General features: G+C 46.4%; 23 protein-coding genes. 14 read left to right on the top strand and 9 right to left on the bottom strand.

Annotation, left to right across the window (positions count from 1 at the left end):
- Positions 1-54 precede the first annotated feature (54 nt).
- Both VHA02S_RS06810 and VHA02S_RS06805 read right to left on the bottom strand, forming a co-directional pair.
- Positions 55-1,539, bottom strand: coding sequence for a peptide MFS transporter (locus VHA02S_RS06810; RefSeq protein ID WP_009696908.1), 1,485 nt, complete (start codon positions 1,537-1,539; stop codon positions 55-57).
- Between the two features lie 374 nt (positions 1,540-1,913).
- Positions 1,914-3,284: an L-serine ammonia-lyase gene (locus VHA02S_RS06805; protein WP_017817330.1), complete on the bottom strand. Its 1,371-nt coding sequence runs from the start codon at positions 3,282-3,284 to the stop codon at positions 1,914-1,916.
- Between the two features lie 144 nt (positions 3,285-3,428).
- Here VHA02S_RS06805 and VHA02S_RS06800 point away from each other — a divergent pair, with 144 nt between their 5' ends.
- The gene (locus tag VHA02S_RS06800; protein ID WP_038898203.1) at positions 3,429-4,271 is read left to right on the top strand and encodes a YdcF family protein; all 843 of its coding nucleotides are present in this window, start codon (positions 3,429-3,431) and stop codon (positions 4,269-4,271) included.
- 9 nt (positions 4,272-4,280) lie between these two features.
- Here the strand turns inward: VHA02S_RS06800 and VHA02S_RS06795 are convergent, their stop codons facing one another.
- Positions 4,281-4,955 carry a hypothetical protein gene (locus tag VHA02S_RS06795; protein ID WP_009696910.1) on the bottom strand — a complete coding sequence of 225 codons (675 nt, stop codon included), beginning with the start codon at positions 4,953-4,955 and terminating at the stop codon, positions 4,281-4,283.
- Between the two features lie 259 nt (positions 4,956-5,214).
- On the bottom strand, positions 5,215-5,475 hold the full coding sequence (locus VHA02S_RS06790; protein ID WP_005445386.1) for a putative hemolysin: 261 nt from the start codon (positions 5,473-5,475) through the stop codon (positions 5,215-5,217).
- 260 nt (positions 5,476-5,735) lie between these two features.
- Between VHA02S_RS06790 and VHA02S_RS06785 the strand changes: the two genes are divergently transcribed.
- Entirely contained in the window at positions 5,736-6,254 is a 519-nt protein-coding gene (locus tag VHA02S_RS06785; RefSeq protein ID WP_005445385.1) for an NUDIX hydrolase, read from the top strand.
- A gap of 403 nt (positions 6,255-6,657) precedes the next feature.
- Here VHA02S_RS06785 and VHA02S_RS06780 read toward each other — a convergent pair whose 3' ends face one another.
- The 4 genes from VHA02S_RS06780 to flgA form a co-directional block, all read right to left on the bottom strand.
- Positions 6,658-7,335, bottom strand: coding sequence for a lytic transglycosylase domain-containing protein (locus tag VHA02S_RS06780; RefSeq protein ID WP_033008241.1), 678 nt, complete (start codon positions 7,333-7,335; stop codon positions 6,658-6,660).
- Between the two features lie 43 nt (positions 7,336-7,378).
- Entirely contained in the window at positions 7,379-7,816 is a 438-nt protein-coding gene (flgN, locus tag VHA02S_RS06775) for a flagellar export chaperone FlgN (protein ID WP_038898204.1), read from the bottom strand.
- Positions 7,817-7,838: 22 nt separating this feature from the next.
- The gene (flgM, locus tag VHA02S_RS06770) at positions 7,839-8,120 is read right to left on the bottom strand and encodes a flagellar biosynthesis anti-sigma factor FlgM (RefSeq protein WP_009696912.1); all 282 of its coding nucleotides are present in this window, start codon (positions 8,118-8,120) and stop codon (positions 7,839-7,841) included.
- A 138-nt stretch (positions 8,121-8,258) separates the two neighbouring features.
- Positions 8,259-9,056, bottom strand: a complete 798-nt coding sequence (flgA, locus tag VHA02S_RS06765; RefSeq protein ID WP_009699465.1) for a flagellar basal body P-ring formation chaperone FlgA — start codon at positions 9,054-9,056, stop codon at positions 8,259-8,261.
- A 78-nt stretch (positions 9,057-9,134) separates the two neighbouring features.
- Between flgA and flgB the strand changes: the two genes are divergently transcribed.
- The 12 genes from flgB to VHA02S_RS06705 are packed head-to-tail and all read left to right on the top strand — an operon-like array spanning position 9,135 to position 19,155.
- Positions 9,135-9,497 carry a flagellar basal body rod protein FlgB gene (gene flgB / locus VHA02S_RS06760; protein ID WP_005445380.1) on the top strand — a complete coding sequence of 121 codons (363 nt, stop codon included), beginning with the start codon at positions 9,135-9,137 and terminating at the stop codon, positions 9,495-9,497.
- 2 nt (positions 9,498-9,499) lie between these two features.
- Positions 9,500-9,934, top strand: coding sequence for a flagellar basal body rod protein FlgC (gene flgC / locus VHA02S_RS06755; protein ID WP_005445378.1), 435 nt, complete (start codon positions 9,500-9,502; stop codon positions 9,932-9,934).
- Positions 9,934-10,617: a flagellar hook assembly protein FlgD gene (gene flgD / locus VHA02S_RS06750; protein ID WP_009696914.1), complete on the top strand. Its 684-nt coding sequence runs from the start codon at positions 9,934-9,936 to the stop codon at positions 10,615-10,617. The genes flgC and flgD overlap by 1 nt, the downstream gene beginning before the upstream one ends.
- Before the next feature lie 26 nt (positions 10,618-10,643).
- Positions 10,644-11,843: a flagellar hook protein FlgE gene (gene flgE, locus VHA02S_RS06745; RefSeq protein ID WP_005445376.1), complete on the top strand. Its 1,200-nt coding sequence runs from the start codon at positions 10,644-10,646 to the stop codon at positions 11,841-11,843.
- 12 nt (positions 11,844-11,855) lie between these two features.
- Positions 11,856-12,587 (top strand): flagellar basal-body rod protein FlgF, encoded by a 732-nt coding sequence (gene flgF / locus VHA02S_RS06740; protein ID WP_029789141.1) that lies wholly within the window; start codon positions 11,856-11,858, stop codon positions 12,585-12,587.
- Between the two features lie 60 nt (positions 12,588-12,647).
- The gene (gene flgG, locus VHA02S_RS06735) at positions 12,648-13,433 is read left to right on the top strand and encodes a flagellar basal-body rod protein FlgG (protein ID WP_005445374.1); all 786 of its coding nucleotides are present in this window, start codon (positions 12,648-12,650) and stop codon (positions 13,431-13,433) included.
- Between the two features lie 32 nt (positions 13,434-13,465).
- A complete protein-coding gene (flgH, locus tag VHA02S_RS06730) occupies positions 13,466-14,137 on the top strand; it encodes a flagellar basal body L-ring protein FlgH (protein ID WP_009696916.1) in 672 nt (223 codons plus the stop codon).
- Complete coding sequence (locus VHA02S_RS06725) at positions 14,137-15,258, top strand: flagellar basal body P-ring protein FlgI (RefSeq protein WP_005445371.1); 1,122 nt, start codon at positions 14,137-14,139, stop codon at positions 15,256-15,258. The genes flgH and VHA02S_RS06725 overlap by 1 nt, the downstream gene beginning before the upstream one ends.
- 10 nt (positions 15,259-15,268) lie before the next feature.
- Positions 15,269-15,817 (top strand): rod-binding protein, encoded by a 549-nt coding sequence (locus VHA02S_RS06720; RefSeq protein ID WP_005445370.1) that lies wholly within the window; start codon positions 15,269-15,271, stop codon positions 15,815-15,817.
- A complete protein-coding gene (gene flgK / locus VHA02S_RS06715) occupies positions 15,818-17,191 on the top strand; it encodes a flagellar hook-associated protein FlgK (protein ID WP_005445369.1) in 1,374 nt (457 codons plus the stop codon).
- A gap of 12 nt (positions 17,192-17,203) precedes the next feature.
- Entirely contained in the window at positions 17,204-18,103 is a 900-nt protein-coding gene (gene flgL / locus VHA02S_RS06710) for a flagellar hook-associated protein FlgL (protein ID WP_005445368.1), read from the top strand.
- Positions 18,104-18,114: 11 nt separating this feature from the next.
- Entirely contained in the window at positions 18,115-19,155 is a 1,041-nt protein-coding gene (locus VHA02S_RS06705) for a hypothetical protein (protein ID WP_005445367.1), read from the top strand.
- A 239-nt stretch (positions 19,156-19,394) separates the two neighbouring features.
- Here the strand turns inward: VHA02S_RS06705 and VHA02S_RS06700 are convergent, their stop codons facing one another.
- Positions 19,395-22,112 (bottom strand): DUF2339 domain-containing protein, encoded by a 2,718-nt coding sequence (locus VHA02S_RS06700; protein ID WP_038898206.1) that lies wholly within the window; start codon positions 22,110-22,112, stop codon positions 19,395-19,397.
- Positions 22,113-22,214 lie beyond the last annotated feature (102 nt).

The raw sequence follows: 22,214 nt of genomic DNA, 5'->3' as shown, positions 1-22,214 counted from the left end.
TAAAAAAACGGAAGCCAATTGGCTTCCGTTTTTGCATTTAGGTGAAGAGGAATATTAGTTTTGTGCGTTAGCCTCAACCATTTCCAATTCAGCTTCACTGCGTTTGGCAGCTTCAAGCATTTTGCGGATGATGAAAGAAGCACCTAGTGCGATAGCAACCATTACAACAGCGAGCACGGTTAGCAATTGGAAGTAATCACCGTAGACGTGTTGTACGATTTCTTGGGTGATTTCTTGCCCTTTTTCTAGAGCGATAGAAGTCGAGAATGCAGCACCAACAATACCACTCAGCGCGATAGCAACAGAGAACAAGCTTACTGAGAAGTTTTCAATGTGCTTCGGTGCAACCGATAGGATAAATGCAACGACCATTGATCCTACAATCACTTCTGCAATTGCTTGGAAGAAGTGAATCGCTAGGAAGATCTCAGGCATGATGATTACGTCTTCGCCCACTGTGGTTACAGCGAAGGTTAGGATGCCGAAAGCAATCGCTGTTAGCACGAATGCCAACGCAATTTTAGTTGCTGTAGATAGGTGAATATCGCGTTTTTCTAGCACACCAAAGAAGCCAGCTACGATAGGACCACCAACCATGCACCATAGCGGGTTCATCGCCATTGCAGCTTCAGGTTCTAGTGGAATAAAGCCAAATAGGGAACCTTTTAGTGTGTTGATCGCCACCATGTTCATTGAAGTCATCATTTGACCGTAGTAAACGAAGAAACACGTGGTTAGGAAGGTTACGATAAGGATGGTACCCATCTTCAATGATTCCGCTTTGCTTGCTTTCAACATCAAAGAAACAAAGTAAAGAATTGCTGCACCACCAATGGCGTAAACGATGTTTTGACCGATATCCATGTTTGAGAACATGAAGAATACCAACGCAATCATCGCCACAGAAATAAGAGCAAAGAAGATCCAGTTTTTGATGCTAACGGTTTGTTTGTCTAGATCTGATGCGACACCAACCAAGCCTTTGCGGAACACAAGTAGCATAACCAGTGCTGCGCCTGCCATTACTGCAGAGATGGTGAAACCGCCATTAAAGCCAATCACCAATACAATCATTGGGAACAGGTATTGACCTAGGAAGGCGCCTACGTTGTTCACTGAGTAGTTGATTGGATAGCCTTTCTCAAAGTCTTCTTGAGACTTAAAGGTACGTTTGTACAAGCTAGGGTAGGAAGGTGACATCAAACCACGACCGTAGCTTGCTAGTGCGATACCACACATAGACAGTGGTACGTTGGTAGCCGAAGCACCAAGAACAAGCAGCGCGTAACCAGATGCGAATGCTAGGAAGGCAATCGATAGAGAACGGTAAGCTCCTAAAAATTTGTCAGCGATGAAACCGCCAGCAATCGCAAATAGGGGACCAATCGCAGAAAAGGCACCCACGATCATCATGGTATCAGCTTCGTTGTAATTCAGATCCTCTAAGAAAAAACGCGTTAGACTGACTAACACGCCGTAGAATGATAAGCCAAACATCATTTGGCAGAACATCATAGATTTATTTAGTTTATTCCACATAATTAAATACTCACTATTGCGAGAAAGGTAGTTATTATTTCTGTTAAATGTTACTTAAACGCTATGTTACATATTGAAACAATTGTCGCATAAAACGAATTTAATGCACTAAATTTTCTAATGCGAAACGTTTGCCTTGCTAATGTATTGTTCTAGATCAACTAGGAATTATGTGAATAAATGACTAAAAAATAACATTTTATAAGACTATTATTCTTTAGTGATTTTTAAGGTTTTGAAAAGACGTTGAAATAATAAGCAGTCGAGAGTGAGGTGGGAGATAGCGTGATTTTTATGCAGGAATAAAGACGTTGGCGGAATTTCATCCGCCAACAATGAAAAATATTAATTAGCAAACGCTGAAATAAAGTATGCTATTCGCAAGGTGGTGCCATGTGAATCACTGCCAGACCGCCGAGTGACGTCTCACGATATTTCTTGTTCATGTCTTTACCTGTCTGGTACATGGTTTCGATAACTTTATCTAATGAAATAAGACATTTGCTAGTGCGTTTTAACGCCATGCGTGATGCATTGATGGCTTTCATTGCGCCCATCGCGTTTCGCTCGATGCACGGAACTTGAACCAAACCGCCAATTGGATCACAAGTCATGCCAAGTGAATGCTCCATAGCAATCTCAGCAGCAATGCAGATTTGCTCGTTGCTGCCACCACGCAGTGCGGTTAAACCTGCTGCTGCCATAGAAGAAGAAACGCCGACTTCTCCCTGGCATCCGACTTCTGCACCAGAAATCGAAGCGTTGGTTTTGTACAAGATACCAATCGCCCCAGCCACAGCTAAGAAGTCTTTCAGTTGTTTGTTGTCGAGCTCTTTGATGAAACGATGGTAGTACATGAGCACCGCGGGGATGACGCCAGCAGCGCCGTTGGTTGGTGATGTGACCACCTGACCGCCAGCCGCGTTTTCTTCACTTACTGCGAAAGCAAATAGGTTTATCCAATCCATGATCTCCATTGGATCGTTCTCTACTGCTGCGTTAGCTTCAAGCTTTTTGAGTAGGTTAGGCGCTCGGCGTGTGACGTTTAACCCACCTTCAAGAATGCCTTCGGTGTCAAAGCCACGTTGCATACACAACGACATTACTTTCCAGATCTGTTCTGCTTTTTGGTCGATCTCTTCTTGCTCACGGAAAGCCAATTCGTTTTGAAGGATCATCCCCCCTAAGCTAAAGCCGTTTTGCTCTGCTTTTTCTAACATCTCGTCAGCAGACGTGAAAGGATAAGCAACTTGGATTTCTGCCTCATTGCCACCGTTTTCTAGCTCGGCTGCAGTGGCAATAAAGCCACCACCGATGGAATAGTAAGTTTCAAACGCCACTTGCTCACCAGCAGCATCAAAAGCCGTGATGGTCATGCCGTTTTCATGAAGAGGAAGGTTATCGCTGTGGAAGACGATATCGTGCTCATAACTAAACACGATTTCATGAACACCTGCGACAGAGAGCGTGCCGTGTTCAATGGTATGTTGTAGCGCGCTTTTCGCGCTCGTCATCTTGATAGTGTCGGGTTTATTACCCATTAGCCCTAAGACGGTAGCACGATCCGTGTGGTGTCCTTTACCGGTGAGCGATAAAGAGCCGTAAAGGTCGACTTGCACCTTGTGCACTTTCGCCATAGAGTCGCTAAGCAATTGAGTGAAATGGTAACCTGCGAGCATAGGACCATTGGTGTGGGAGCTAGAAGGACCGACACCGACCTTAAAAATATCGAAAATCGACAGCATAATTGACTTCCTTTCTTTGCGGACCTTTGTCAAGGTCTCTAGAACGACATTGTTAATTAGATGTTAATGCCTGAAAGAGTATTGGCAAAGCAAATTTTTGTATACAAATTGTTCGCGAAAGTATGAGTAATTGAGATCTCGGTAATGAAGTTAAACAAGGTAGTGATCATTCTAGGTAAGCGTTTGGCGCATGATCAGCTCAGTGCTGAAGGGCGCTCACGTGTGGAAGCTTTAGTTTCCGTTTTAAACCAATGGGATTTTGAGTCGACGGCATTGGTTTTTTGTGGAGGGGTCACTCATGGTCAAACGATCTCTGAAGCGGATGCGATGTATCAGTATTTTGGTCAGCTAGCCAAGGTTAGGGGAATCGACTTTCCTGATCAGCAAGTCATCATCGAGAATCGTTCCCTGAATACCGTGCAGAACATGCAAAATGCGGCAAAAGAGCTACTGAAAAGTGGGTTATGTCCAATGGGACAAGCTATCGAAGTCATACTGCTTTCCAATGACTACCATTTAGAGCGCATTATTGAGATCCAAACCTTGATGGATGAACAAGGCTTATTACGAGTATTGAAATCGCGTTGTGCAGACATGGGAATAGAGCTCACTGTTTCACTAGATATCGCTGAGCATATCAGTGTGCCATATCCAAACTCAGGCACTCAGGCAGATGCGTTTCTTTTATTTGATGAACTGACGACTTATCGTGTTTATTTGGAAGGGGTGAAAAACAAGGCATTTAAGCGAGACTTGGCTCAAGTACAAGCGAAACCATTAGCGATAGCTTTAAAAGCAATAGAAAAACTCCAAACTTTGCCTTTAACACAAGACGTTAAAAACCAAATCGCAGAGATGAAAAAGGCCATCGAAATGACGGCCTTTGATGATTCAGTTTTTGCAGCGCAACAAGCGTTGGCTGTATTTCATCCGATACTCACGGCGTTAAATCAACGCCTTGACCCAGAAGCGAGTGTATCGGAATGAAACTCAGGTTTACTGGCGTTTAAGTTCACGACGAGTACGAACTGCGCTTAGTGCAATAAGGCTGTAGCACAATAGCTCGATGCCTTCTTCAGAGATGTTTTTCACATCACGCACGTAGTGCTCACCCATAACGTGTTGCCAGAAACTTCCCATTCCGTATAAGCGAGAAAATACCACCAATAAAACAACAGAGCCAATGAGCAGTTTCATGTATGGCGACTGAAGTATAACCGCCATCTGATTCACGGTACCTTTACCACCTTGGTAAGCTTTTGCACATGCGAGTGCTGTTACTGCTAAGGCTGGGAATACCCAAGAGCCATGGTGAATCATATCAAACCAGTAATCCATTTCGCGGATCATCAATACCGCAAAAAAGCCAGAGATAAGGATCGCGGCGTGCGATAAGTGAGCTTCTTGCTTGGAAACGCGATAGAACGACCAAGAAGCGACGGCTAACATGATCAGTTGTAGCGTTTCAGTGATGGATGTTTCACCCAAGCTTGAGCCCAGTAGAACGTAATCTACGCGAATACTCAGGTTCACTAAAATACTAATCGCGATGATGGTCAATGCACTCAACATCGCTTTGTAGATAACGCGCTTTGATTCTTCAGTAATTTTTGAGTCTTCAACAAGGTTGGATTGTGCCGATTCGACTTGTTTGACAGTATCTATTTTCATCCTGACCACCCGCTCCAATAAAAATGTGGAAAAAACGTGAAATTTCGTGATGTGCGCGAGAAATTTTATTGCCCAAGTGGAAAGTAATGTCAGAGGAATGTCAGGAATAAAACGGCGTTCGATATGGTATCGCTATGCGGTAAGGCTGGTAAATAAAGGACTAAGTGTCAGAAATCTGGAATGTTTAGATAAAATAAAAAGGAGCATGAAGCTCCTTTGTTGTGGATTGTGCAATCTTAGATTGCGTAAATGTTAACCATTACGACTCAGCGTCTTCTTTGTGGTTTTTACGGTAATATTCCCACTGCTCAACACGCTCATTTTCAGACAGTAGGCAGTAAGTTACGCGTTCACCGTTTTCTGTCACTGTATCTAGTTCACCACCTTGCTGCACGCAGTATACTGCTGCTGGGTTTGCTGCTGATGTGTATTCGTTTGAGCGAGTTGCACCTTCATAAGTAGAACAACCTGCCAACACCATTGCTGCCGCCACTGCCGTTACTAAAGCCGTCTTTTTCATTCTTGATCTCCGCGTGGGAATTACGAGTAGTGTGTTGATTATAGGAGAGTTTAAGAAAAATACTGTCTTATGTTTGTTAAAAGCACGACGCTTGAAAGGGAATTCTGTGTAATTTTAGAATTTGCTCACTGTTCGTCTGTATATCCAAGTATCTCAAGGTTATCTTGGGTGGCATTGTTGTAGGCTTGCGCAAATTGAAACTTGGGAATAGTTATGAATTTCGGTAGTATGCGCGCAAAACATTCACAGCGGATCCTGCGATGAGACACTTAAAAACAACTACGCACCCAGACATCGAACATTTGGATGACAAAATCATCTTTCAGCGTAATGCAGCACGTGCCATTGTGCTTGATGGTGAAGATGTTCTTCTCCTCTACACTGAACGTTACCACGACTACACTCTGCCGGGTGGTGGTATTGATGAAGGCGAAGACGTGATTGCAGGTTTGGTTCGTGAACTCGAAGAAGAAACTGGTGCGAAAAACATTCACAACATTAAGCCATTTGGTATCTTTGAAGAGTTTCGTCCTTGGTACAAAGACGATGCGGATGTGATGCACATGACGTCATACTGCTACACGTGCAAGATTGACCGTGAGCTAGGTGAAACGTCTTATGAAGATTACGAAGTGAAAAACGGCATGCGTCCAGTTTGGATGAATGTGCATGATGCGATTGCGCATAATGAAAAGACGATGGCAGAAAGCCCAAAGAAAGGAATGAGCATTGAACGCGAAACCTTCTTGCTCCAACTAATCGCAAAAGAGTTGTTGTAATCACCCTTCGATCAAAGTTGTAACTTCCAGCCAATAAAAAAGTCCGAGCTCCCCCCCGGAACCCGGACTTATTCCAGACGCGCAAGCGAAGCGTCATCTCGATATTCTGTATTTTGTTTCAATCTGTAAAAACAATAGCGGTTTTATATTTGTTGTGTAAATAATTAATAGGTCTAACCATTGTTTTTCACTGAATTTGCACCCGTAATGTGATGCATCTCTACTCAATACACAAGCACAAATTGGTGAATTATCAGCAAACCACTGCTCTTTCTTATCTTTGAGATACATTACCTTAACTTTTATGCACGCGTTTGCATCGAGATCACGAGTTTGCAAATTGGCAGTACAGGATCTTGTATTTTTACGAACACCTGACATTGTCGAGTTTTAGTGATAGGTGTCACAATTCGACCAGAGGTGGTAATCGACTAAGGTCTATAAGCGGTTTGGTGTAGATAGATGACTGCTCGGAAAATAACAGCAAAGGCTGAAAAGAATCCGTACGAAGTTGTTGTACATCAACCAAGCGCTCTAGTGCGTAGAAGCGGTTGACGTACTCTTGTGTTTCATTGGGTAAAGTGAGCGCATCAAAATGTCGACTACCCGCATTTTTCATCGCCCTTGATACGCGTCCCTCGCCCGCGTTGTAAGCTGCTAGAGTCAGTGCCAAGTCTTGATCAAACTTCTCATACAGGAACGCCAAGTATTTCAACGCCGCTTGAGTGCTGGCTTTGGTATCAAACCGTTCATCATCGGTGTCTGATACTTGTAAACCAAATCGTGTCGCTGTGGCAGGGATTAATTGCCATAGACCGGCAGCATTCGCATGTGAGACGGCTTGAGGGTTATAAGACGATTCCAACATGGGCAACAAAACGAATGTGGGCGGTAACGACTGCTGCTTAAGCTGTTTGAAAATATGATCGAGCAATGGGCGAACAGAATCGAGACGTTTGGCAATTTGGCTCTGGTAGGGCGCGAGTACTTGATATTGTTGGGTAATGGTTTCTTCGTTGGGTTTGGCTATTGAGAGAGAAGAAAAGCAGGTGAGCCAAAACGCAAAAAAGCCCACAGTAATCGACCTGGATGGAGGAAGATTATGTAGGCAAGGCGAGAATTGTTTAGAACGAACGCTCTTCATAAGTGTGTTGCACAGGTTGCTTGAGTTGACTGACCAACTCTTGGAACGCCGCAGAGCTTTGACCGTTGCTCTGATTGTCCGTTTGGCATTGTTTTACTAAGGTTTCCAACAGCGCCCATTGTTTTCTTGCTTGCGTGCCAATTTTAGCAGGCAGAGCATTGAAAATTCGATTCACACTGGTTTCGTTGCAAGGGAGTCCAAGCGAGCGCATCAACTGACTTCTTTCACTCGCCGAGCGACTAAGTCGATTCAAAATTGGCGTTTGCTTTTGAATGTTCTCGCTAAGCGATTCCCCATCAAACTTCAAATACAGCATTTTTTGTTGCTGAATAAGCTCTAGCAATTGCTGGTAGAGTTTAATGTCTTCCGCTAGGGAACGAACAAATTGTTGAATGTGCTGCGATGCGGCCGTTGCCATGCATGACTCCTAGTGCGCTGCGTTACTCGTGACCAGTGTGGAACTGCATTACTGCTTTGGATAGTGCTTTGGTATCCAGATTCAGTTCACCACGTGCTAATGCGTTGCGGATCTCTTCAACCTTTGCCATATCTACGTCTGGCAGTGATTTCATTTCTGCTTGAGCGCGATCGATGGCGGCAGTGTTAGCTTGGAATGCTGGCTCGCGAGTTTTGCTCTGTGCGATGGTTTCGACAGGCTTCTTGCTTGCTTGCTGGAATTTCGTTTGTGGGACATGACCGCCCGCGACTTTGTCGATTTTCATGCTGTTGTCCTCAATCATCATGTTCTAAATCGAATAGGCGACTAGGGTGTGATGAACATTAAATATTTATTTTTTGTACTCGAAGTTCACCTGTGCTGACGAGTGTAAAAATCAAAAAATGATAACCTGAGTCCAAAATCAGAACTGAGTATGTACTTGATTTAACCCTGTCACGACTGCTCGTATCACTTTGCCAGAGCTGATGTTTTCTACATCGATCTGCTGACCTTTCTTTCCCTGTTCTAGGGCGACGCCTTTGGTACTGGCGCTAAATCCATCTTTGCTCGCAACAATAATCACCTCGTTGCCTTTCTCAACCAGAGCAGGGGAGCTTAGGTTTGAAGGATCAATAATTTGTCCGGCGCGAATACGGCGAGAGGTCTCCAATCCTACCGCTTGGCTCACTTGTGTGTAGAAGTCGTCTTGGCGCGAAATCGTGCGCGTTTCAGATTTTAAATGAGTCGCGGAGATCGTTTCGTTACGCCCAATTGTGCTGGTCGCTACGAGGACTGGGAGTGTCACTGCAGATTTGATTGTAACGTTGATTCGCCAAGGAGAGGTGATGTCCTCACAACTGACCGCGCGCTTCAAATTGCCAACAGGCAGTGGGCGATTATCTCGTCCTGCGATGACCAAAGGCGACGTACAGGCGGGCAAGTGATTGGCAGAACCCGGAACCCAAATACGATATTCGAGCTGATAGGTTCCCCAATGGTGTGAACGCGCGATTTGTGCGACTTCTTGCTCAAATTGTTCACTGACGGTGACTTTTAGTTCGTTCGCCGTGAGGGTTTTCTCTGCGGCAGCGGCACTTATCGAACTGGCACTCAAAACCAAACCACAAAGCAGCATAATTTGGGGAAATCGACCTTTCCCCTTGTTTTGAGTGGTTTCCGTAAACCGGAAGCGAGGCTTCCTTCCTTGTTTGTAATTCATTGATTTTTATAAGTAATTTTTATGGCACGCATCTTGTTTCATTCTTGGCGTATTCGAGCCGACTTGAAGGAAAGATGCATGGCGATCACATTCGAAAATGCGTTAGGTGTACATCCAGAGGCACTTAATTTTCGCGTTCAGCGTACCAAAGTCCTCGCCAGTAACCTAGCAAATGTTGATACCCCAGGGTACTTGGCAAAGGACCTGAGCTTCACCACCGTGATGAACAATATGTCGACGGGAAGTGTGAGCAAATCAGTGCCGAAGTTTCAGGTAGAGGCGCAATATTCAGTGCCTTACCAAAACAGCAAAGACGGCAACACCGTGGAACTTGGTGTTGAACAAGCCAAATTCACACAAAACAACATGGACTTTCAAACCAGCCTGACGTTTCTCAACATGAAATTCAGTGGCTTGGCGAAAGCGATTGAGGGACGTTAAACATGTCATTTACTGATATCTATTCGATCACTGGCTCAGCGATGACGGCGCAAACCGTTCGTCTGAACACGGTAGCCAGTAACCTTGCAAACGCCGATGCGGTGTCTGCCAACCCAGATGATGCCTACAAGGCACTTAAACCTGTGTTTGCAACTGTGTATCAAAAAACGCAAATGGCAACAGAGAACAGTGCTTATCCAAATGCAGAAGTTCGCATTGTGGATGTTGTGAAAAATGCAGGGCAGGCAGAGAAGCGCTTCGAACCTAATAACCCATTGGCAAACGATGAAGGTTATGTGTACTACCCGGATATTGATGTGGTGTCAGAAATGGCAGACATGATGTCAGCGACACGCAGCTTCGAGACCAATGTCGAGGTATTGGCGAATGTGAAAAGCATGCAGCAAGGTCTGCTTCGATTAGGGCAGGGTAGCTAATGAGTATCGCACAATACACCCCACTGTCTTCCGATAAACCGGTAGCAACCAAATCTGGCAGTGACGCAAGTGTCTCTGCTAACCCGTCAGATATGAACAGTGCCAGCTCACTGCAAAATGAGTTTATCTCGTTGATGGTGGCACAAATTCAAAACCAAGACCCACTAAACCCGTTAGACGGAACCGAGTACGTTGGTCAACTTGCGCAGTTTTCTCAGGTGCAGAGTACCGAAAACATGTCGAAGTTAATGCAAAACAGCATGGTGTTACTCGACAACATGCAAGTGCTTTCGACCGCTGGTTTGGTTGGTCAAACCGTGTACGTTTCATCGAATGAGTTTGAACTCGGTGAAGGCGCGCAAAACGGTAAGATAGAACTAGAGCATGGTTCTAACCAAGTAACGTTAGTGGTGAAAGACCAGTTTGGTCAATCAACGAAAGTGCCTCTTGGCGCGCACGCTGCTGGTGATTTGGAATTCTCCATTAATCCTGAAGAGCTCGGTTTGAAACCGGGTAAGTACACCGTTGCGGTGGAAGTTCAAGATGGGCAGAAAAGCCCTAAAGTTTTGCTGGCAGGCACGGTTGAGCAGGTTCGTATTCCAAGCTCAGGTGGTTCAGCACTGGTCAATGTTCAAGGCGTTGGCAACGTTCCTTTCTATCAAATTACTCAGTTTGGTGCTTAACCAAATAAGGAAATCAGAGGTTATTTATGAGTTTTAACATCGCACTTAGTGGTCTGGACGCGACCAATACAGAATTGAACACCATCAGTCATAACATTGCTAACGCTTCGACGTATGGTTTCAAAGGCGGTCGTACTGAATTCGCGGCGGTTTACAACGGCATGCAGCCAGGCGGCGTAGAAGTGGCGTCAATCTCTCAGAACTTCGAAAAAAACGGTTCTGTAACGGGTACTGGCAGAGCAATGGACCTAGCAATTAACGGCAACGGTTTCTTTGTGACCAAAGACTCTATGGGTCAAATGCTCTACACCCGTGCTGGTGTATTTAGCACAGATAAGAACAATTTCGTTACCGCGAACAACGGAACCAAACTACAAGGCTACAGCGTTGACAACAATAATAACCTGCAAACAGGTTCAGTCGGCGATATCAAGGTATCCACTTCTTCTCTGAGTGCTAAAGCAACAAGCAGCTTAGAATTTGTTGCTAACTTCGATGCAAGTGCGACCAAGATTGATCAAGCGGTTTATCCATTTAATTCTTCGGACCCTAAATCATTCAACTCTTCTTACACCACCAAGGTTTTCGACTCGCTAGGCAATTCCCATACGGTGACTCAGTACTTCACTAAAACGTCAGATAACGAATGGCAAGTGAATGTAGAAGTGGATGGCGCGCCTACGACTCCTGCAACAGCTCAAACCGTTCAATTCAATACCGATGGTACGCTAGCTTCTCCTGCTGGCGCATTTAATGTGGCATTCCCAGCCGCGGGTGCAAACGCAATGAGCGTTGATATTAGCCTTTCAGGTAGTACTCAGTTTGGTGCTGCATTTGGCGTGAGCACCAATAATCCAAATGGTTACACATCGGGTGAACTTGCTGGCGTTCGAGTGGAAGACAACGGCATGGTTTACGCGACGTACACCAATGGTCAATCTCAACTTCAAGGTCAAGTAGTGCTTGCGGACTTTGCTAACACGCAAGGTCTATCGAAAGTGAGCGGTACCGCTTGGACACAAAGCTTTAGCTCTGGTGCGCCGATCATGGGCGTTCCGGGTACAGGTACACTGGGTGACCTTACTCCGGGTGCATTGGAAGGCTCTAACGTTGACTTAACCAGTGAGCTTGTCGCGCTAATGACGGCGCAGCGTAACTACCAAGCGAACGCCAAAACCATCTCAACCAACGACAAGCTAACTCAAGCTCTGTTCAACGCAGTGTAATGGGAGTATTGCATGGATAGCTTGTTATTTACTGCAACGTCTGGTGCGAGCCGAGTTCTTAAGGCTCAGCACGTTCGTTCTAACAACTTATCGAACGCAGACACCGCTGGTTTCCGTGCGGATATGGAACGTGTTCGAAGCGTTGAATTGCAAGGTGCGGGCTTTGATGGTCGCACCATGGTGGTGACGAACTCTGCATCGACGCGTTTTGATTCTGGCGACATCATGAAAACGGGACGTCCTTTAGACGTTGCGATCATGGGTGAAGGCTACCTAACAGTAGAAACACCGGCTGGAAATGAGGCTTACACGCGTGCGGGTAACATCAAAATCGATACGTTTGGTGCCATGAGTATCAATGGATTTCCCGTTGTGGGTGAAAACGGACCAATGATCGTGCCTGATTTTCAAAAGATTGAGATCAGTGAGCGCGGTCGCGTGTCTGTGATCCCACCGGGCGGTGGTGCAGAAGTTGAAGTTGGCACTTTAAAAATGGTGAAACCTGCCATTAACCAACTTCAGAAAGAAAGCGACAGCTTACTGCACAGTGTTGATGGTGTGCCTTTTGTCGCTGATGAAACGGTGCAATTGGCACCAGAGCATATCGAAGGTAGTAACGTTTCAGCCATCGATGAACTACTCAGCGTGATGTCACTGACGCGCAACTTCGAGATGCAAGTTCGCATGATGAAAACCGCAGAAACCTTGGCGCAAGCCGGAAACAAATTGATGGCAGCGAGATAACACTTTTTGCTCAACGTAAATCGTGCTTCTAGATAATTCCTGCCACAAAGGAGATAACCAATGCATTCAGCATTATGGGTAAGTAAAACGGGCATGGCAGCTCAAGATACGAAAATGACTGCCATCTCGAACAACCTAGCAAACGTCAACACGGTCGGCTTTAAGCGTGACCGAGTAGTGTTTGAAGACCTGTTCTACAGCATTCAGCGTCAGCCAGGCGCGCAAGTTGACCAAGTTAACGAGCTACCAACCGGTGTTCAGTTGGGTTCTGGTGTTCGTGTTGTGGGGACGCAAAAAGTCTTCACACAAGGTAACACGCAAAATACGACTGGTGAGTTTGACTTGGCGGTAATGGGGCAGGGCTTTTTCCAAATCGAAAACTCTGACGGTCAGATCATGTACACCCGAAATGGTCAGTTCCATATCAACTCAGAAGGTTTGATGGTGAACAGTCAAGGTCTACCACTAGAACCTCAAATTCAGATCCCAGATAACGCCATTTCATTCTCTGTTGGTGTGGATGGCACGGTAACAACTACGTCAGCAGATGACCCGACGCCGCAGCAACTAGGGCAAATCACTCTGGCTAAGTTCATTAACCCTGCGGGCTTAGAAGCAGTGGGTGGCAACTTGTTCCGTGAAACAGCAGCAAGCGGACCAGCTGACGAGTTAATCGCAGGTGAAGATGGCGCGGGCAGCATTAAGCAAGGGGCTTTAGAAGGCTCTAACGTGCAAGTTGTTGAAGAGATGGTCGACATGATCACAACTCAGCGCGCATACGAAATGAACGCAAAAGTCGTTTCTGCAGCGGATGACATGCTGAAGTTTGTCGCACAGGCAATGTAGGTAAGAAATTGGTGATGATGAAGGAAAAAGCAATGAAATGGCTTTCGAAAAGTTGGGCAGTTGCCGTCGTGTTGCTGGTGGGATGTGCTGGGCGTCAGGAGTTTATTCCGCCTGAACCAAATGCAGAGGAATACGCGCCGCCGGTGTTGGATTACACCTTGCCAGAAGCAAACTCAGGTAGCCTTTATCGTCACCAATACACCATGACGTTATTCCAAGACCGACGTGCCTACCGTGTTGGTGATGTCTTGACGGTGCAGCTATCGGAAGAGACGGAATCTAGCAAAAAAGCAGGCACTAAGTTTGGTAAAAGCTCAACTGTAAATTTTGTTGCGCCAACCATTGGCACTAAAACCATCGATGAATTGGGTGTAAGCGTGGACGGTAGCCGTAATTTTGATGGCAGCGCTTCTAGTTCACAGGGCAACAAATTACAGGGTGCAATCACGGTTACTGTGCATGAAGTGCTACCAAATGGTGTGCTTCGTATTAGCGGTGAAAAGTGGTTGCGACTTAATCAAGGCGATGAATTTATTCGCCTAACTGGCATCGTGCGTGTTGATGATATCAACCGTAGCAACCAAGTTTCTTCTCAGCGTATTGCAGATGCTCGTATCACCTATGCAGGTCGCGGCGCATTAGCTGACAGCAATGCAGCTGGGTGGCTGACGCAGTTCTTCAACAGCCCATGGGTACCATTCTAATGAAGCCAATTAACGCATTCTTTTCTTCTTTCCTATTGGCATTGACCTTGGGACTTCCTGCCACTTCGCAAGCTGAAGTGGAAATTCCGATCATGGACTTGGTGGATGTTCAGGGCATCCGAGAAAACCAATTGGTCGGCTACGGTTTGGTAGTGGGCTTGGCAGGTCAAGGTGATCGAAACCAAGTTAAATTCACTGCTCAATCGATTACCAACATGCTACGCCAATTTGGTGTACAAATTGATGACAGCATGAACCCGAAACTACGTAACGTGGCATCGGTGAGTGTTACTGCATCGGTAGACCCAATGGCGGGACCGGGTCAAACACTCGACGTCGTAGTCTCTTCAATTGGTGACGCGAAAAGCTTACGTGGCGGTACGCTATTACTTACACCACTGCGCGGTATTGATGGTGAAGTTTATGCCATCGCTCAAGGTAGTGTGGTAGTTGGCGGCTTATCGGCAGAAGGCAAAAGCGGCTCCAAGGTAGAAGTGAACACACCAACTGCAGGTCGTGTTCCAAACGGTGCAACGTTGGAGCGAGAAATCGAAACAGACTTTAACCAGCGTGGTGAAATCACGTTAAACCTTCGTAAACCAAGTTTCACTACCGCAAAAAACATCGCCCGCGAAATCAACAACACCTTTGGTCCAAATGTAGCGAAAGCAATCAACAAAGCACGCGTTGAAATGCGAGCACCAATGGATACCCAGCAGCGTGTAACCATGATGTCGATGCTAGAAGAGATGAGCGTGGAAGAAGGTCGTAAACCGGCTCGAATTGTTTTCAACTCTCGTACTGGCACCGTTGTCATCGGTAAAAATGTCAAAGTGGGCGAAGCGGCAGTTAGCCACGGTAACTTGACTGTCCGTATATCGGAATCGCAGCAAGTTAGCCAGCCGAACGCCTTTGCTGGTGGTGATACAAAAGTCATAGATCAAACGCAAATTAACGTTGATGAAGAGCTTGCGCAAATGGTGATATGGCCGCCGGGAACGGAGCTGAACACCATCGTCAATGCAGTGAATAGCTTAGGTGCAACACCGACGGATCTGATGTCGATTCTGCAAGCACTCAGTGAAGCGGGTGCGTTGAATGCCGAGCTTGTCGTGATTTAAGGAGTTTGAGATGAAATTAGATACCAGTAACGATCAAGCCAAACTGAGCTCCATGTTGTATCACGACAATAGTGCGCTAGCGAACATCAAGAGAAGCCGTGATCAAGAAGGTGCCTTGGAAGTGGTTGCAGGTCAGTTTGAAGCCATGTTTCTGCAAATGGTGCTTCGTCAAATGCGCAGCAGTAGTGACGTGTTGGCTGACAAAGACAGTCCGTTTGCTAGCCAACAACAAGGTGTGTTTCGCGATATGTATGACGGTCAACTGGCAATGGAGCTTGCTAAAAAGCAAAATGCGGGCATTGCCAATATGCTGGTTCAACAGCTAAGTCCATCAATGCGTGAGGTAGCATTCGACCAATCACGCAGTATCTCTTCGGCGAATGATGGAAAAGTGACCTCGCTTGAACGCAAGTCACAACTTGAAAGTGATGATATCGCCACAGTCACTGATGCAGTTAATTCCGTGCAGCAAGTGGTCGCCTCTGTTAAACAAGTGCTCGGTGAAGCCGGTATGACGACCGCGTTTACTCAGCCGCTGATCAGAAAAATGGAGCTGTAAATGAACCTTGTTAATATCGGCCTTTCAGGCTTGAACGCAAACCAAGTCGCACTTGAAGTGACGGCGCAAAACGTGGCAAACATCAATACGCCAGGATACAGCCGTCAACAAGCGCTTATGGCATCTGTCGGGGATGGCAAGTACAACAAGCTCAGTCCGGGCATTGGTGTTGAAGTCACAAGTATTCGCCGCGTAACAGACCAGTTTTTGGTCAAACAGACTTGGTCGACAAACAGCCTAGCGTCATACTCAAGTGGTTACACTACCGCAATGAGCCAGCTTGAAAGTACGCTTGGCGCTGATGGTTTTAGTATTTCTGCGGGCTTGGATTCGCTTAACGCAGCTTTGAATGATGCCACAGTAAAACCAGAATCAATTCCATACCGTCAGCAAATTATCAACGAATCAGAAGCGTTAGCGCGTCGCTTCAATACGTTAACCGAGTCGCTTCATAATCAGCATAAAGACATGAGTGAGCAACGTAATGCGGCGTTAAATCATGCCAATAGCTTGATGACGAACATCGCTCACATAAACAAACAGATTGTCGAAATGCAGGGAACGGGCGGTAACCCAGCTCAGCTAATGGATACTCGTGATGTTTTGATTGGTGAGCTCTCTCAGATCGTTGAAATCAAGACAACGGATCAAGCTGATGGAAGCATGCAAGTGACACTCGCTTCAGGTCAGCCTTTGGTGATGGGGACTGATTACGGCCAGCTAACGTCGAAGCCAAATCCTTCCGATCCTTATCTTGCTGATTTAAATGTTGAGTTTGCTTCTCAAAGTTTTGGTCTCGATCAATCTGTCGGCGGCAAATTGGGAGCGATTAACGACTATCAAACAGAAATCCTAATGCCAAACCAAGTGGCACTAGACGATATGGCGAAGGCGATGGCAGACGAGTACAACGCGGTACTTGCGACGGGTAAAGACCTTAAAGGTAACCCGGGCAAACCTTTGTTCAGTTACGACCCTGCAAACCCTTCATCTAGCTTAAAAATTACGGGAATCAGCGCAGAGGAATTGGCATTCTCAAGTGATGGTGCGCCAGGTAATGCCGACGTACTGAATAACTTGATTAAGTTGAGCAACAAACCGGTCGCCATTACAGGTTTTGGTTCTTTGAGCTTGAACGATGCATTTACCGCAATGGTTGGTGAAACGGCGATTAAAGCGCGCCAAGCTGCGGCAGATTATGAAGCAAAAACCGCAATGAACAAGCAAGCTCACGCGGCACGCGATAATGTTAGTGCGGTTAACAGTAATGAAGAAGCGGCGAACTTGATGACGTTTGCTAACGCACACAATGCCAATATGAAAGTCATTAGCACAGCTAACCAACTTTTCGATGCTGTATTGCAGCTTTTCTAAAGGGAACTCGATATGCGAATCAGTGACACTCAATTTAGCCAAATGATGCTGCAAAGTCTGCAAACCAACAACGCAGGCTTGGGGAATGTGCTACAACAAATGTCGACAGGTAATCGACTGACGAAGCTTTCAGACGATCCAATGGCGTCCATTAAGCTACTTAACCTTGAGCGTGAAAACAGCGCAATCGGTCAGTACCAAAGCAATATTGCCAATCTGAAAACGACGCTTTCTGCGCAAGAAACACATTTGGATTCTGTGAATGAAAGCTTGAAAAGCGTTCGCGATTTGGTGCTTTGGGGGGCAAATGGCTCGTTAACCGATGATGACCGCAGCGGCATGGTTACCGAACTAAAAAGCTACCGAGACGCCATTCAGTCGTCCTTTAATGCACAAGACGAAGAAGGTCATTACTTGTTTTCTGGCACTCAAACCGACAAACCAGCGGTGAGTAACGGAGGCGGTGTTTACCAAGTAGACGGCAACAGCGATAAGCGTGTTGTGACGGTTGCTAAAGGCGTCACCATGGAATCCAACATGACCGCTAAAGACATTTTAGAGCTTGGCAGTGGCGACAATGTGCTGAACCAACTTGATGCTTTAATTGCAGAATTTGAGAAGCCGAGTCCGAATTTTCGAGCTGAAGTGGACGCTAGCCTTGCTGCCATTGATGATACCTCTGCAAACGTATTAGGTGCTATCACAGAGATTGGTGGACGCCACAACAACCTAGATCTGATGGATGGAGCTCACGGCGAAAACAAGCTGTTTGTTGATAAAGTGACGAACGATTTGTCTGCGCTCGATTACGGTGAAGCATCAGTACGTTTGAGCAACTACATGGCAGCGTTACAAGCAACGCAAGCTAGCTACGTTAAGATCAACGATCTCAACCTGTTTGATCGTATTTAAGGAAGTTTTATATGGTGATGAGCACAGTAGAGGTAAGACCCCACAGTATACGCTTAGGTGGGCAAGAACAAGCCTCTATCATGCCGACCCGCTCAGCGGATACGAGCAGTGCGATTAAACCGCGTCCTAGGCAAGTTCAGGCTGACACCGCGTCAGCCTATTCTGTTTCCGGTATTCAGCTTACTCAAGGTCAGCAACAAGCAACTGCTGTGCAGATCGCATCAAAATCGCTGCAAGTGATTGGTAGAGAGCTGACTCAAATTAAGCGAGGTTTGACTCAAGCCGTTAGCCAAGGAACACAGAACGTCCCTGGTTTGCAAGACAGTTTAGTTCGCTCCAAAACGTCCATTCAGCAAGTGGTTGATCAGGCGCGTTTTGATGGACAAAAGGTGATTGATAACGAACTGCACCTAAAACTGGATAAAGCCGATATTCGCCGCTTCTCTATCCCGGGTTTGAACGTACATCGTTTGAGTGAAAAAGCAGAGCAAATTCGCTTGGATTTTCCGCAGGGTCAATCGGTGATGATCCAGTTTGACGGTCAGGCGGATGGTGCGCGTACGGTGAAAATGCTCGATCGCAGTTTGATTGCGATGGGAATGCGCGCATCACTGGCGGAAGACGGCACTATTTTATTTGAAGCGCGCGATACTGCTTATCAGCAAATGCAGCAAAAGGTATTGGTGACGGGTGAAGGGCATCGATTCCCAGCGGGGCACGCCAATGTTCTGAACCTAAAATCGGAACCTGACGGTATTGCAGAGTTAAGCTTTGACCTAGGTTCTCGAGATGGCATCAAACAAACTATTGCCAAGGTGAATCAGCATTTAAGACAAGTGCAAACCAGCTTGGAAGAAGCCAAAGCTTTTCACGGTGAGTTGAGTGCTCAGATGCGTTCGGTGCAAAGTAAATCTAACCAGATGAGTGCCGAGGATGTGAATTCGAAACTCGATGGATTTATGGCAACGTCAGATCAATTTACCTCAACGTTCCAAGCGCTTAATGCACAAGCGAATGTGCGTCGCCATACGGTTGTGGCGCTTCTGAAATAACCTTTCAAGAACACTCCAAGATTCCCTTCTCGATTCTATATGTGGTTTCAAAAACCAGAAAAGAGTTGGGAATCGCCTTTCTAGTTCGCGATTAAAAGAGAGATTCCAGACACTTAATTCCTCAACTCTGAAAAGACGACCATTAGGCGCGTATTCCGCTTTAGAATTCGTCAACCGCTCAATACTCTTCTGGGTCATTCCCGAGAGCGACGTCGGGAATCTCTTTCTTTGTTCAAACACTATTCTGCTTGCTCAACAGGTCCTGCAACCGAACGATGGAGTTTTTGGAACAACCACCCAAGTCCAATCAGTGACGCCCCCAACCCCAAGAAGCTAACCGCTCGCCAGAAGCCATCTAGTGAGCTTACATCCCACAAGAATACCTTAAGCGCGACGCACGCCAACACTGCCAAACCAATGCGTTGAATCGTCATCGCTTTACGTGTTGCGCCTACCCAAGTGAGTAAGCCGCCGACAATCAAACCAGCAATCGAGTAGGTAAACAGCTCTGCCATACCCGTTGGTTGAGCTAGCGTCATCGAGATAGGCTGCCAGAATTGGCGAATCGACATACCTAGCCAAGCTGCCGCTAAGATAAGACCAAAGCTAGCAACAATAGGACGTGAGATTTGCAATGTGTTCCAGTGTTTGTAAGTAGTTACTAGCAAAATAATTGCAGGCAGTAGCCAGCCGAGTGATAGCATGTTAAACACAGGCATGGACTCAGCGGAAACATTATTGACCATCAACGGTGATTCAAGGCTATTGAGTAGCAACACCAACACAACAAAGACACCCCAAAGTAGGTAGCTGTAAGCTTGATAAACACGTTCTAATTGTTGTGCGAACTTGCTGCGATAGCTGTAAACCAATCCCATCACTAACGCTTGGTTGGCAAACACAATGGCAGAAGTGAAATCGACGTAGCCAAGGTAGCTGTATTGCCCCGTCAGCCAGTAGTTGGTCTGAGTGAACGCTGCCATCAAGAACACGTGTAAAAATGCACCTTCAAACCAATTGGCGAGTTCTGTATCTGAGTGATGTAATACAGTACGAGCGTAAGCAAGAATCGCCAAAGACGGCAAGTAACTGATCAATACCCAAGCCCAGTGCCCAGCATTAACGGGTTGCCACTCTGGAATGAATGGTAGCAAAGTCAGACGCATGACCAAGATCCCCATGGTAACTTTCACTGCCCAACTTGCAGGGCGGAACAGGTTGGCTTGAGTCTGTAATGCCATTACTGCCACTTGAATCGAAATGGCAGTCGTAAGCCATGTGTCATTGAGCCAAACAAAAGCCGTTCCTGCAATGATGGCGTGCATGATAGCTGAGCACTCCAGCGCCAGAGCTTTGAATTTCTGTCCGAGTAAGGCGTAATAAACCGCAATCACTGCGGTGAAGAGTGTCCAAGCAAAAACATGACGACTCATAAACTCGTACGCGTAGAGCAGGGTAATCAATGTCATTGCTGGGGCAAGAACAAGGAAGAGGATACCCGTCAGCCGTGAGTGATCACCTGCTAGGGTCTGGAATAATGTTCGCAGTGCAATCAACGCAATACTGACACCGAGCGCAACCAATACTGGTGTTTGCCCCTCTGCCATATAGATAGACTCAAGCGCGATAGAAAGCAGCATGATTGCGGTAGAAGCCACCAAAATTGATGGTAAAAAGATTCTTAACGACCAAGCCTTTCGAACGGCTGGTAGCCAAATCATGGCAATAAAGAACACATAGAAGTAAACCATCTCTGCGGTATCAACGCTAGACATGCGAGCCAATGCCGACAGCATTAACAACGTGACAGCCAGAGCAATGCCTGTTGGCGGATGTGTCCACTTACCTTGGCAATGACGGTAACGCGGTTTGAGCATCCAGCCCATTCTTGGTACGACAAACAACAGGTACAAACTGAGTGAAAGGAAGAGCGTAAGCCAAGAGAATAGTTGCTCTATTGGTATGCTTTCGATCAGCAGAAGCATCCACAAAACATGCGGCACGGTCATCGATGGTGAAATCCAAGCGTGTCGGATCTTTTGCATTAACAAAGTCGCGGCAACTGAAATCGCAGTGATATAGCCCGCGAGCAAGTAATAGTTGGGCTCTGCGCCGCCAATCCACAGGGGCGCGGAGTAGCCGCCGATCAAACCAAGTACAGCCATTAAAGGTCCCTGGCGCAGGGAGAGAGCTAAGCTCGAAAATGCGGCGCCCGCTAAGATCAGCAGCGATGCACTAGGCGATAATAGCTGATAGAAGACAAACGCAAAGATCACTGTGCAGTAAATCCCTGTTAACCCTGTTCCGGTAATGGCAGCAGGCACGTAAGTAAAACCTTTCGCTCGTTCTGCTCGGTCTGAGGATTTTTGCTCACGGCGATGGAACCATTCACCTGCTATCACGGTAGCAAGGGAGATTGAGAATGCGATGGTCACGCGCATGATTGGTGAGAACTCGATATGACTGCCAATCACTTGCACGAGGTAACCGCCACCAATCAACATGGCGAGCGCGCCAACCCAAACCAACCAATTTTCTTGGATGTTGGTCAGCAGTTTATTGGCTTGCTTCTCAAAAACGGATTCACTGCTATGGGCTAAACCACCAATGTGCACTTCGTCGAGTGACGGGAGGCTCGGCTCAACAATTGGTTGTGGCACTTCTTTGGCTGCTAGAGACGCAGTTATTGGCTCTGGCTCTGATTTAGGCTTCGGATCATTAGGTGGTACGGGACTGTCTGGTGGTGTTGACGCATGCAGTGCTGTTGTAACCTTATGCTCTGGCTGTGGAGTCGTTGATGTATCTCCCTCAAACCAACGCGCACGCAGCTCTGTCAGTTCTTTATGAAGCAGAGACACTTCGTCTTCGAGCCTTGATATTCGACCGACTGCTTTCCATGTGATGACTATGGCACAAACCGCCAAGATAACCGCCAATGAGATTAACAACTGCTGCACTCCCTTCCTTGTTTGAGAACCCTTAACTTTGAGCAACTTAGCTAAGTTTAGTTCACTGTGTGGCAAGCTAACGGGATATATACCCAAGTGACTTCAAGATGC

Source organism: Vibrio harveyi NBRC 15634 = ATCC 14126 = KCTC 12724 (genome assembly GCF_001591145.1).
GTDB lineage: Bacteria > Pseudomonadota > Gammaproteobacteria > Enterobacterales > Vibrionaceae > Vibrio > Vibrio harveyi.
This window is presented reverse-complemented; position numbering and strand designations above follow the sequence as displayed.